The organism is Vibrio palustris (assembly GCF_024346995.1).
In the GTDB taxonomy this organism is placed as follows: Bacteria; Pseudomonadota; Gammaproteobacteria; order Enterobacterales; family Vibrionaceae; genus Vibrio; species Vibrio palustris.
The window spans coordinates 324,858-336,956 of record NZ_AP024887.1 but is presented as its reverse complement, the minus strand read 5'-3'; the positions used below and the strand labels follow the sequence as shown (position 1 = coordinate 336,956).

Here is a 12,099-nt window from a genome sequence, read left to right as displayed (position 1 = left end):
CCCACTGCTATTTTCATTTTAAATTTAAGGGACAATTACGGCTGTAAGTTTACTCGCACTTGCCCGGTCGTTAATGCATACTCAAATTGGTGTGTTGTTCCACCTTCGATTTGAGTATAAGTACATGTATTAGCAGAACTATCTGCTTGCGCTGAATAATTGATCGATGAATCCTGACTAGCTTCAGTACTGGTGCCGACTTTGGGTGGGTTTTGCAATAAATTATCCATCAGCTCAACACAGCTCTCATCGGTGATCGCACTAGGGTACGTTCCGCCATCATTGACCGCCAATGGATAACCATCACGAAAACCTGTCTCTTGACCGCCACTTGTTGACTCAGTTAACCAAAAAGCGACGCCGTCGTAATTCACCGAGTGATGATCTTGTTCATTAGGTCTTGCTTCAGCTTCCCACTGCGCTCTGGCAGATAACACTGCCGTGGCAAATCCACCCGCAACCCCTTCAATACTTGATTTTTTGGCTTCATCGGTAACATCAATAAACTTAGGTAACGCCGCAACCGCCAATAAACCGATCACTACAATCACCACCACAAGCTCAATCAACGAAAAACCCTTCTGAGAAAAACGGTATTGCATAATCATATATTCCACTTCGTGATAATAGCGGTATGCTAATCAATCTGTCAGAACGATAGACAGGCCATGCTGCTCAAGTGAGACTTGTATCTTATTGATATCATCGTAAATATAGAGGCATCGATACCCATATTTCACTTGTTGTCTTTTTATTGTAGGTGAGAATTTAAGAATTTTTATTTTTGGATGTAAAATGATAAGTAAATCACGGCATGATACGCGATTGCTCGAGTCTAAAAGCGGCCACCCTTGACGATTGAGGTCAATCGCGTGTGCTGAAAATTCAAGCATCGCTGGTTTTTTCTTCAGTATCCACAGTTGTTTAATACGAACAGCACGCGCGTTCATTTGTGATACCGCCAAGTGAAAAGCTGTGGTTTTTGCTTTTTCTTCCACATTTTTCGCTTGATATAGAAAGACAAACACAAAGGCAATCACTAACACCATTAACATAACCAGCTTTGCTTTATGTATCATCTACCGGCCTTTCATTGCATCCATCATGCCCCACATAGGCATGAATATTCCTAAGGCCAAAACCAGCACCATACCAGCGACTAACACCAGGAGTATAGGTTCGATTCTTGCGGTGAGTGTTTTTAGATCGTAGTCGACTTCACGATCATAAAAATCAGACACTTCCATCAATAGCTCATCAATTCGCCCCGTCTCTTCGCCAACCATTAACATCTGTAAAACCAGAGGCGTAAAGATTTTCGCATTAGTCGCGGTTTGCGATAAGCTGGTACCGCTTTCAATCGCGGATTTCATTTCTAGTAGGCGTTTTTCAAGGAATTTATTCTGTAACGCCTCAGCAGAGAGTGATAAGGCTTGATTAAGCGGAACGCCCGCTTTCAGCATAAGAGAAAAGGTGCGAGAAAAGCGAGATAACTGCGCACGGTTAATAATATCGCCAACGATCGGCATTCTTAAGCGAAAATGATCCCAACGCTCCCGGCCGTTTTCTGTCCCAATCCAAGCACGCATGGCAAAGATAACGCCAATGATGAGCGCTAACATCGCACTCCAATAGTTGACAAAAAAATCGGACGTCGTTAATAAAATCCGTGTTGGTAGGGGAAGTTCAGAACCAAACTTTTGAAACATAGACGCAAATTGTGGGATAACTTTGACATTCAAAATGAACATAGCAATCATGACAAATGCGATAACAAAAATAGGATAACGCATCGCCGATTTAATGCGCTTACGCGTTTCCACTTCTTGTTCATAGTATTGAGATAACTGTAACAACGCCTCATCCAGGCGGCCAGTATTCTCGCCCACATGGATTAACGACACAAACAAAGAAGTAAAAACCGCAGGATGTCGCTGCATCGCGGCAGATAAACTCCGGCCATTGGTTAATTCACTAGAGACTTCTTCTAAAGCTTTTTGTAATTGTTTATCTTGGCAATTTTGAGTAAGTCCACGCATTGCCCGTAACAAAGGTACACCTGCTTTGGTTAAGCTATATAGCTGCCGACAAAAGATCACCAAAACTTCTAAGGGAACAGCAGGTTGGAATAATGAACGCCAATCAAAGCCATTTTCAAACGTCATCGCTTGCGCTTTTCCTGCTTCAATCGAAGTAGGGATAATTCCTTTTCCCATCAAAGCCTCGGCCGCTAACTCTGCAGTCGCCGCTTCGATACTTCCAGTGGTTTTACCACCATTGGCTTGCCGGCCGTGATAGCGATAAGTTGGCATGCATTATCCTACAAAAATATCGGTTGTTCAGCCCCAGAAGAGTCCCCCTCTCCCAACGCCATAACTTCATCTAAGCTCACTAGCCCTTTGAGTGCATTTTCCATCGCTGCGGCCAACAAAGGCTTATACTCTTTCGACTGGCGGGCATGAGTTGCAAACGCGACCGCGTCGTTAGAACGCAAATCATCAATCATGGTTTGATCCAACTCTAAAATTTCAAATACGCCTAAACGCCCTCGGTAGCCTGTCATATTGCAACTTTGACACCCACGACCGCGGAAAAATTGCGTATACTCCTGATTCGGGAAACGGGCTTTCAGCCAAGCTTGCTGTGATTCATCCGGTTCATCTTCTTCACTGCAATCGGGGCACACTTTACGGATTAATCGCTGCGCAACCACCGCACGCACAGCGCTTGCTACAAGATAACCTGGCGCGCCCATATCCATTAAGCGTAGTGCACTATCCACCGCATCGTTAGTATGTAAGGTACTTAAAACTAAGTGACCCGTCAGAGCAGCACGCAAGCCAATTTCTACTGTTTCTTGATCACGCATTTCCCCAATTAAAATAATATCGGGGTCTTGACGTAAAAAGGTTCTCAGCACGGTGGAGAAAGTTAAGCCTATCTTGGTATTGACTTGCACTTGGTTAATTCGAGAAATACGATACTCCACCGGGTCTTCGGCGGTGATAATTTTTTTATCGGCCTCGTTTAGCTCACTCAGTGCGCCATATAGCGTGGTCGTCTTACCTGACCCTGTTGGCCCAGTTACCAAGATCATGCCATGTGGCCGATGCAGCTGTTTACGCAATTTGATTAATAAGTCATCAGGAATTCCTGAGGCTTCTAAGCGCCTTACTCCTGCGGACTGGTTGAGTAAACGCATGACAACTGACTCGCCGTATTGTACGGGCATCGTAGACATACGGATATCGACCGCTTGACCTTTAACCGTAATACGAAAACGACCATCTTGAGGCAAGCGTTTTTCCGAAATATCCAAGTTAGCCATAAGTTTAAGACGAAGAACTAATGCTGGCGCGATATTGACCTCATTTAAGAGAGTTTCATGCAATAGGCCATCAATTCGTTGGCGTAAACGTAATACTCGTTCATCGGGCTCAATGTGTATGTCGGACGCACCAACCTGAATCGCATCCTCAAATAATGAATTAATCAGTTTAACGATGGTCACATCTTCAGATTCGCCGTTGCCTTCATCGAGTAAATTTAATGCATCATCAGTGCTATGCTCAGCCTGTAATTGCTCTGCAAAACTGGCGATATCTTTTGTGCGGCGGTAATAACGATCAAAACCTTTTACTAACTGATTTTCCGGTGCAATAACAAATTCAAAACTGTATTGAGGCAGCTGATTGAGCAAGGCTTCTTGGGCAAATAAATCCGCAGGGTCGCTCATTGCGATACGCAAAGTATGACCATTTTGAGCAATCACTAATGCCCGTAAGCGGCGAGCATGGACTTCGGGTAATAATTGCACCGCATCAATATCAACATGTGCGCGATTAATATCAATTAACGGTAAATTCAATTGCTGCGATAAAAACTTCAACATTTGCTTTTCGGAAATAAAACCTAGGTCGATCAACATCGCTCCTAACTTTAATCCGGTACTTTTTTGCTGAGCAAGAGCCTGTTCTACTTGTTGTTCAGTAACAATCCCCTCTTCAACGAGTAGATCCCCCAATCTTTTACGTAGCTTAATTTGCATGCATACTCCCTGAAACCGTCTCAAGCACTTGCAACCTTTCCTGAACAAATGCTATTGAACTGGAGGAAATCCCCACATGAGTTAACGCTTGTTCATACGCATTTTTTGCAAGTTCAACCTGATTAGCACGCTCTTGTTGAATGCCTAAACCTAGCCACCAACGGGCATTATTCGGTTGTAATATCACCAATTGCTGATAGCTTTCCAATGCCATCCTATTTAAGTGATTCTTAGTGGCTAGCGCGGCTCTGAATGACAAATACTCCACACTTGCTTGTTGAAGCATCGGTTTGAGTGGGGTAACTGCGGCTGTGATTTGTTTTTCTTGTACTAAGAGCTGAGCGAGGGCTAAACGCAGATCTGGAGAGCGAGGGTTACGCTGAATACCTTCTTGTAGTAACTGGTAGGCACGACGTAATTCTTCTTTTCCATAATATAAAGCCGCTAAATTCTTCCGGATATTTTCATCATCAGGCGTATAGCGAAGCGCATTTTGATAAGCCATTATCGCTTCATCATAGTCATTACTATCCAGCGCTTTTTCCGCTCTCTCTTTCGCTTTGAATGCGAGCTGTTCTGGCGTCATCGAGACTTGCTTAACACTCATATTGTCTAATTTGGCGACCTGTGACACTCGTTTTTTCAAAGCGTTTGGTTGCTGGTCAACCTTAGGCGTTACCGGTAATTGGTGTTGAGCGGGCGAAGGGGTCACCACGGGCTCAACCGATAATGGCGTCGCCGGCAGCATATTTGATGCGCCTGTAGGCTCCATACGACTTGCCAAGGTGCGTGACGATACTGGATGTTTATAAACAGTAACATCCGCCGCCGTAGTATGCTGAGTCGGTGATATCAGTGTTGGCTTTGGTGTTGCGACAGTACTTATCTCCTCAACATGAGTAGACTGCGGAGGAGTCGATACGGCCCAACTGCCGACTGCAAGGCTGAATAAAAAACCACCCACCGCCCAGATCCAACGTGGTTTCTGTTTTATATCAGTGCCAATAACTTGCTTAATATCTTGTAGTGAAGACTGACGACGCTTTGCCAGTTGACTTAATGCTTGATTAACCTCACTCATTATTGACTCCATCCCCAGAAAAAAGGCACTTTAAATCTTGGTTTACGTGTATCACTACAATCATGAATGGCCGTAAAAACACTCCGAGTATCCACATATAAGTTTTGCTTATAAAAACTCAGTAATAGTGATTTTTGACAAATCTGATTAATCACTCTTGGGATACCACGAGAGGCACGCCACACCATTTTTTTTTGTAGCAATGAAAACTGGCTGTCACTGCCACCAGCCAGTATTAAACGATTATCGATATAGCTTACCGCTTCAGATAAGGTCAAAGGCCTTAACATCGCGTTAAAAGTAATTCTTTGCCTTAACTGCCTGAGGTGATGCTGCTCTAAGCGCTGGTCGAGCTCTGGCTGACCAATAAGTACCATTTGTAGTAACTTATCCTGATCCGTTTCTAAGTTACCAAATAAACGTAACCCTTCTAACGCATCATCCGGTAACGCCTGAGCTTCATCGACTAAGATAACAATACGTTGCTTCTTATAATGTAGACTTAATAATGCTTTATGTATGTGATCAACTAAATTAGCAGGATCCATCTCAGGAAGACCCAACTCAGAGGCGATAACTCGCCTTAATTCTCGTCCTGATAATGCTGGGTTAGGTAAATAAATAAGCGTATAACTATCAGCTAAATGAGACAGTAACATTCGGCAAACCATGGTTTTACCAGTCCCCACTTCTCCCGTGAGTTTTATAATCCCCTCGCCCATTTCTAAAGCAGTATCGATCGTTTGCAGTGCTTCATAATAGGGAGGTAATGCCAGAAACAGCGATGTATCTGGCGTTAAATGGAAGGGGGGCTGTGTAAAACCAAAATGTGCTAAATACATACTGCGTTACTTAGCATCCGGAACCCATTGGTGCAATATATCACGTGAGCGCTCTAATTCTTGTTGCCACGTGTTGACCCCCACTACGGTCGGTTTTAATAAAATGACCAACTCGGTTTTTTCAGACACTTTCGAGGTACTACGGAATAGATGACCAAGCCCTGGAATATCGCCTAATAACGGGACTTTTGTGGTTTTATTGACGTTATTGGTCTTCATTAATCCACCAATAACGACAACATCTCCATCTTTCGCACGTATCACTGAGTCAGATTCACGAATAGAACTGCGCGCGAGTGGTAATTGAATTTGGCTATTTTGATAGTTGATCGTTTTCAGATCTTCATCGACATCAATAACCGCAGGATGAACATGTAATTGCACATTACCTTTATCATCAATCTGTGGTGTTACATCGAGAGATATTCCAGAGAAGAATGGGGTCAATTCGACATCGGGTGCAGTATTGGCGTTATCTCCTGAGCCAACAACCGCAGATAAATTTGTCACATAATATTGATCAGTACCGACTTTAATGACTGCTTTTTGGTTATTGGATGCGGTGACTCTTGGGCTAGATAACACATTGATATCCCCTTGAGTCGACATAAAGCTCATCACACTAGAGAAGGAACCATCAGACACCGCTAAACTGGTCGTGCCGCCCAATAAGTTCCCAATGGTATCCATACCCGGAAGACTGAGGTTACCGTCAATGCCTAATGATATATCACCACTTCCTATACTAAGGTTTTGCCAATTAATACCTTGCTGATAACTATCATTGAGTGTCACTTCTAATACTTTAGCTTCTAAGATAACTTGCCGATGGAGCCTTTTTTGAGACATACCAAGAAAGCGACGAACTTCCCGAATTTGTGCCGGTGAAGCATGAACTGTCACAACTCCCGCTTGAGGAGAGACAATCACGCTTTGCCCTTTTCCGTTACCAATAAGGTGTGTTAATGCCTTATTTAGCTCGCCCCAAAAATCACTCTGACTGATGGTGTCAATTTCTGTTCCTGCACTCATGGACGATGAAGATGAGCTCCCCGATTGGTTTGCGCTTTCCTCTGATGAAGTCTGAAGAGGAGATGCCACATCTGAAGCGCTACCTGATGAGTTACTGCCTTCTGATGAAATAGTCCCAGTTGTTATTGACGTAATTGAGCGCCCATAACGCTGAAACTGTAAGTAATCAACAGGTATGGTCACCGTTCTTAATCCAGCAGGATAAACCTGAATGACTTTGCCGTGTTTTTCAATTTCATAACCGTATAGGTCTTTGACCACAGTTAACACTTCATCTAATGTCACATCAGATAAATCAACCGAAATATCGCCAGAAACATCAGGATGCATCGCAACGCTATAACCACTATCTTTGACTAGACTCGCAAAAAAAGCTTTCGCATTGACATTATCCGCTTTCACTCGAAAGCGTTTATGCAGTTTGGGTGGTTGCATCAAAGACGGTTGAGAAGAGGGTAATAAATCCGCCTCTACAGATTGAGGAATGGTTGCTAGGCGTTGTTGTCTCGCTTTATCGACGGAGCGATCTAGCGTTTGCTTAACTTCCACAGGATCGCGGTGTCCCATAGAACAAGCAGCTACACTGAGAGCTAAGACACTACCTAACCATTTTTGCATTCAATTCAACTACCTTATTGTTTTATATCTAAAGAGTATAATTCAAGTTTCCATTCTTGCTCGTTACGTGTCATCAAAACGAAGGAATCAGCGATCTCTGTTATCGTATACCCGTCGATTTTATCGCCAATAGACATGACTCGGTTATTAATGACCGCCGCACAGGTCGTCATGCAAATGATGCTTTTTAAACTGGGTTTTATGCGACTCATTGGTTCACCAGTCATTGTGCCGACGGTAGGCCAACTCAATGGACGGGTCGGATCATTAGATGCTCGACAACATGTCGTAAACATCAATATGAATACCACTATAGCCGCCTTAACCACCAATAAACTCTTCTTTTGTTCCAATGGTATACACCTCAACAGCAACCCGACCACGCGGATAGGAAGCCACGTTATAGTCAAAGCGTCGCCAGTAATATTTCACTGGCAATGACTCGATCGCGTGTAGATAATCAAGAACCGAAAAATAATCACCTGTAAACTCCATGCGTATGGGATGCAAATAATAATGCTCTACGTCCATGTCTGTTTTGCTACCTAGGCGCTCACTCGGCAAAGATTCCATAGAAATCAACGTTAACTCTTGCTTACTTTTTAAAACGCGTTGCAATAAGCTTGTCATTTGAGTCGGTGACACCATGGCTTTTCTTTTTTCCGCCAATTGTGCTTTAAGCGTAGAATATTTTTTCTCAACTTGTTCTAACTCTTGATTAATCTTGGTATCTGGATCAACTGCTAACTTTTTTTTCAATACTGTAATATCATTTTGAGTACGAATATTGTTTAAATCCGCCTCCTGAAGCTGTTGGCGAGTGAGAGTCAGTGCGCTATCGATCTTGTCGAGCAGCAAGGCTTGTAAAATAAAAAACACACCTGTGACCGCGCCTATCGCGATAAGAATTTTCTCGCGCGGTAGCCTGCCATTAAACCAACTACTTAATTGCGACCATCTCTCGTTCACCTTTTTGACTCCTTCTTAGTGCTCAATCTAAACACAAGGTGACCTTGCCCATCTCGAGAGATATGTAACTTCTCGAATGTGCGTCCCACAAGATGAAACTCTTCTTTAAAACTTTCGACCCACGCGGGAATATCACTTGCTTCTTGCGCAAAGCCTTGAACACTCAACTGCCCGCCACTAATGGATATTTGATTAATAGAAATCGTGTTAGTGGTGATGTCAGCGAAGCCCTCTAATACCCCGGCATAACTTTGCAGACGACTCGGCTCAACGCTTTGCAACGCATCCAATGAAAACTGTAGTTTATCTATTTGCTTTTTAGTGTCGGCAACTTGGGCAATTTTGTCTGCGGATGGCTTATGACTTTTTGCCTTTTCTTCTAGTGTTTTACGTTCTTGAACCAAACGTGCATAGATTGCTTTATCATTACTGAGCCGCTGTTGTAATTGAGACAATTGAAACTGCTCATAAGCAAACCACGCGCTCATCAGCAACGCAATAACGCCACATGTGCTCACAATCTTATTTAAAGTGAATAAATCTTTGGTCGGTTTAAGATGCTCTTGAAATAAGTTCAGAGCATAATCAGGGGTATGTTCAACACCAGTTAAGAGAACATCTCCAGATAAAGCGAAGTGTTCACTCATTAATGACGCTTTGATGCTCAAACTGCCATTTAATGTCTGGACAATTTTGTGATTATTTTCTTCATCACAACATACCTTGAGTACATGAAGAGATTTTTGCCTATTTTGTGAAGACAAATAATCCGTAGATCGCTGCAGCTCTAAAGCAAGTCCTTCAAGTTGCAAAATCTCGCTCGGACTATCAGTAATAGGAGCCTCTATGCCACGTAACGTACGTTGAAAAATACAACGCTTATCATGAAAGGCTTCTAATTTAAAACCGCTCCCAGCGCTTCTTTGTAACAATAAAAAATGAGTAAGCTCACTATCGCAGTGCGGCCAAACTTCTTGTTCAGGTAAAACACGACCTAACGAACACCCCACCGTAGTGAGTTGTTGATGCAGCTCTAAAATAAATGCTTTCGTTACGACATAAGCTTGCACTTTATTGTTCGGCACTTCATAGGCATCCGCGACAATGTCAGTCGCTTTATCTCGAACCTGATCTTTAAGTAAAAAAGGTAACGCTGCCGGCCACTCACTTTCTGGAATATTTGGCTTATCGATTTGAAAGCTTTGATAGAGGCTCGCATTAAGCGTCACATCCACAAGCGAGCCTTTACATTCTGCTTGCTTCAACCCCTCAATCAAAGCTTGAACAACCTCTCGACCCTCTAAAGGGTATTGCGAAGAATCTGCATCAAATTGCGGGCCTGAAAAATAAATCGCATCCGGCTGAATAACTGCGTAAATTTTGGGGCTAGCTGAGCGCTTTATTGCTATTTTCTTTTTAAGCTCATCAATATTCATTATTTAGTTCGCCATCGATTACGTCGCCCAAGCTTAACGACAGATTCAGGTTTGGTTTTTTTTACGCGGTTAGGAATTAATGGGCTTTCTTCATGAAACAAGCGCCCTTGCCCACCATTAACACCTAGTGATTGTAGCATCTGCCATTCAGATTGCGCTTCGACCCCCAACGCGATGACTTGAATTGCTGTACCACTACACACTCCAAGCATGCTACGTAAAAACAATTGATGCTCATGTCGTTGATCAATATTTTTCATTAAACTGCGATGCAGTTTTAAAAAGTCGACAGGAACGTCCTTCAAGTAGTGAGTGCTTACTATCGTTCTCCCTGCCTGTCCAATAACAATTTGGCATCCCAAACCATGAATCATACGTAGAACTGGTCTCATGTAATCAAGATGCTTAACTAAATGTCCTTCCGAAAATTCAAATGATAATCGGGTACGGATAGCGGCGGTTTGTTGCATCAGTTCATCTCTAAACCAATACACATACCGCTTATCTGCGAAAGGCAGCACACTTAAATTTATCGAGTAATGATCTTGGCTCGATGAGGTTTGTAAAAATGTCAGCATACGTCTAATCACAGACCGATCCATAAACCCTTCATAACCGACCATTTCCACCGCGGCACTAAAACGAGAAGCCTTAATAATCCCTTGCTGTGGATCATCAATTCTTGCAAAGATTTCACGATGATGTAGCACTGTCTCACGGTTTTCATCGAGCAAATAACAGGGTTGCTGATATAAGATAATATTGTCTGGCTTAAGCGCCTCATCTAACAATGAACGCCAGCGCACACTGCCTCTTTCTTCATGAGGTTTCGATAATTTTTTAAAACGTCCCCATGAGTTCATGCCTTGCAACTGTGCATTTTTTAATGCGGTTTCCACTTCATTTATAATACGGCCACGCTTCTCGCCCTCGTTGTACATGGTGACACCTATATGAAACCAATTCTCTTTATCGAGTGGCGAAGGCGGAGTTAATTTTTCTAACAGCTTTAAGCATTGGGATGCAGAGTATGCGACATCTTTAGAAGACTGATGAGGTAAAAATACCGCAAAGACTTCTTCATAATAACGCGACAGAATGACATCAGGGTAACGAGCAATAACATTTGATAGGCACTGACCAACGTTGATAATGATATTGTCGACTTCCTGACGATCATTATCCTCACGCGCCATATCTAAATCGTGAATAGATAACATAATAACGCCACCATGAGCGCCATTTTCCTGTAATGCCGCCTCCAGCTTATTATCAAATAAAATACGATTTGCCGCCCCAGTTAGCTGATCTAAAAAGGTTTGACTACGAATAAAAGTATCAAATCGACTTCTCTCTTGGCGGGCATCTTGTAGCTCTTCGATCAATTTATCTAAGGCTTCACTGGCGGTATATGGCCACTCCCTTTCATCACCTTTAGCAAACCTTTCTACTTGACCCGCTAACAGCATCCTGCCTCGCTCTTCAAGTAACTCAGAGCCCATGAGTTGCTCTTTAAGCCACTTCACCCCTCGAAGTAAACAGAACACCACGAGCAAGACTGCAAAAGTAATAGAAAACATCGCGCTAAACGAGTAACTATAACCATGATACGGAGGTATTATTTTAAAGCTAACACGATAGTCTTTATGGCCTTTCAGTGGTAATACCTCTGAATAAAGACGTTCCTTGGGAACACGGTTTGATGTGTCTTTAAAGCGGTAAATCACTCCCGATGGAGATAATAGTTTCATCTCAACGATACTGCTCGCTTGCAGCATCTTCGGCATCCAACGTTGCATCGAATAGACGGCATCAGGATCATTCATTTCATTATCGAGTACATCCACCACCCCTTCTAAATAATGATGAACATACTCTTTACCCAAACGCTGAAAAGATAAAGCGCCTCCTACGAACAAGATAAACATCGCGCTGATAACGATAACGGTCACAAAAGCAACTAAGCGAGTACTTAGTTTCAGTGTTGGGGTGTACCTCATGAAAATGGCAGTCCTTTTCGTTCATGCTATAAGAAATCAATAGTGTAGGCTTTATGCTGTCAGTATATAATGA

11 protein-coding genes are annotated in these 12,099 nt (G+C 42.9%); all 11 read right to left on the bottom strand.

The window, feature by feature from the left end:
• Positions 1 to 35: 35 nt before the first annotated feature.
• The 11 genes from OCU30_RS01600 to csrD are packed head-to-tail and all read right to left on the bottom strand — an operon-like array spanning position 36 to position 12,026.
• Positions 36 to 608 (bottom strand): prepilin-type N-terminal cleavage/methylation domain-containing protein, encoded by a 573-nt coding sequence (locus OCU30_RS01600; protein WP_077315290.1) that lies wholly within the window; start codon positions 606 to 608, stop codon positions 36 to 38.
• A 33-nt stretch (positions 609 to 641) separates the two neighbouring features.
• Positions 642 to 1,079 (bottom strand): hypothetical protein, encoded by a 438-nt coding sequence (locus OCU30_RS01595; protein WP_077315289.1) that lies wholly within the window; start codon positions 1,077 to 1,079, stop codon positions 642 to 644.
• Complete coding sequence (locus OCU30_RS01590) at positions 1,080 to 2,312, bottom strand: type II secretion system F family protein (protein WP_077315288.1); 1,233 nt, start codon at positions 2,310 to 2,312, stop codon at positions 1,080 to 1,082.
• An 8-nt stretch (positions 2,313 to 2,320) separates the two neighbouring features.
• Positions 2,321 to 4,048: a GspE/PulE family protein gene (locus OCU30_RS01585; protein WP_077315287.1), complete on the bottom strand. Its 1,728-nt coding sequence runs from the start codon at positions 4,046 to 4,048 to the stop codon at positions 2,321 to 2,323.
• On the bottom strand, positions 4,038 to 5,129 hold the full coding sequence (locus OCU30_RS01580; RefSeq protein WP_077315286.1) for a tetratricopeptide repeat protein: 1,092 nt from the start codon (positions 5,127 to 5,129) through the stop codon (positions 4,038 to 4,040). Before OCU30_RS01580 ends, OCU30_RS01585 begins: the two co-directional genes overlap by 11 nt.
• Complete coding sequence (locus OCU30_RS01575; protein WP_077315285.1) at positions 5,129 to 5,971, bottom strand: ExeA family protein; 843 nt, start codon at positions 5,969 to 5,971, stop codon at positions 5,129 to 5,131. Before OCU30_RS01575 ends, OCU30_RS01580 begins: the two co-directional genes overlap by 1 nt.
• A gap of 6 nt (positions 5,972 to 5,977) precedes the next feature.
• Positions 5,978 to 7,621 (bottom strand): pilus (MSHA type) biogenesis protein MshL, encoded by a 1,644-nt coding sequence (gene mshL, locus OCU30_RS01570; RefSeq protein WP_077315284.1) that lies wholly within the window; start codon positions 7,619 to 7,621, stop codon positions 5,978 to 5,980.
• 14 nt (positions 7,622 to 7,635) lie between these two features.
• On the bottom strand, positions 7,636 to 7,932 hold the full coding sequence (locus OCU30_RS01565; RefSeq protein WP_139343497.1) for an MSHA biogenesis protein MshK: 297 nt from the start codon (positions 7,930 to 7,932) through the stop codon (positions 7,636 to 7,638).
• A 10-nt stretch (positions 7,933 to 7,942) separates the two neighbouring features.
• On the bottom strand, positions 7,943 to 8,590 hold the full coding sequence (gene pilO / locus OCU30_RS01560; protein ID WP_077315282.1) for a type 4a pilus biogenesis protein PilO: 648 nt from the start codon (positions 8,588 to 8,590) through the stop codon (positions 7,943 to 7,945).
• Complete coding sequence (locus OCU30_RS01555) at positions 8,587 to 10,026, bottom strand: hypothetical protein (protein WP_077315281.1); 1,440 nt, start codon at positions 10,024 to 10,026, stop codon at positions 8,587 to 8,589. Before OCU30_RS01555 ends, pilO begins: the two co-directional genes overlap by 4 nt.
• Positions 10,026 to 12,026 (bottom strand): RNase E specificity factor CsrD, encoded by a 2,001-nt coding sequence (csrD, locus tag OCU30_RS01550; RefSeq protein ID WP_077315280.1) that lies wholly within the window; start codon positions 12,024 to 12,026, stop codon positions 10,026 to 10,028. Before csrD ends, OCU30_RS01555 begins: the two co-directional genes overlap by 1 nt.
• Between the last annotated feature and the right edge of the window lie 73 nt (positions 12,027 to 12,099).

Excerpts from the sequence above, each read along its gene's own strand:
- OCU30_RS01575 (WP_077315285.1), bottom strand. The coding sequence starts at position 5,971 with ATGTATTTAGCACATTTTGGTTTTACACAGCCCCCCTTCCATTTAACG.
- OCU30_RS01595 (WP_077315289.1), bottom strand. The coding sequence starts at position 1,079 with ATGATACATAAAGCAAAGCTGGTTATGTTAATGGTGTTAGTGATTGCC.
- OCU30_RS01585 (WP_077315287.1), bottom strand. The coding sequence starts at position 4,048 with ATGCAAATTAAGCTACGTAAAAGATTGGGGGATCTACTCGTTGAAGAG.
- csrD (WP_077315280.1), bottom strand. The coding sequence starts at position 12,026 with ATGAGGTACACCCCAACACTGAAACTAAGTACTCGCTTAGTTGCTTTT.
- OCU30_RS01590 (WP_077315288.1), bottom strand. The coding sequence starts at position 2,312 with ATGCCAACTTATCGCTATCACGGCCGGCAAGCCAATGGTGGTAAAACC.
- OCU30_RS01600 (WP_077315290.1), bottom strand. The coding sequence starts at position 608 with ATGATTATGCAATACCGTTTTTCTCAGAAGGGTTTTTCGTTGATTGAG.
- OCU30_RS01580 (WP_077315286.1), bottom strand. The coding sequence starts at position 5,129 with ATGAGTGAGGTTAATCAAGCATTAAGTCAACTGGCAAAGCGTCGTCAG.
- mshL (WP_077315284.1), bottom strand. The coding sequence starts at position 7,621 with ATGCAAAAATGGTTAGGTAGTGTCTTAGCTCTCAGTGTAGCTGCTTGT.
- OCU30_RS01555 (WP_077315281.1), bottom strand. The coding sequence starts at position 10,026 with ATGAATATTGATGAGCTTAAAAAGAAAATAGCAATAAAGCGCTCAGCT.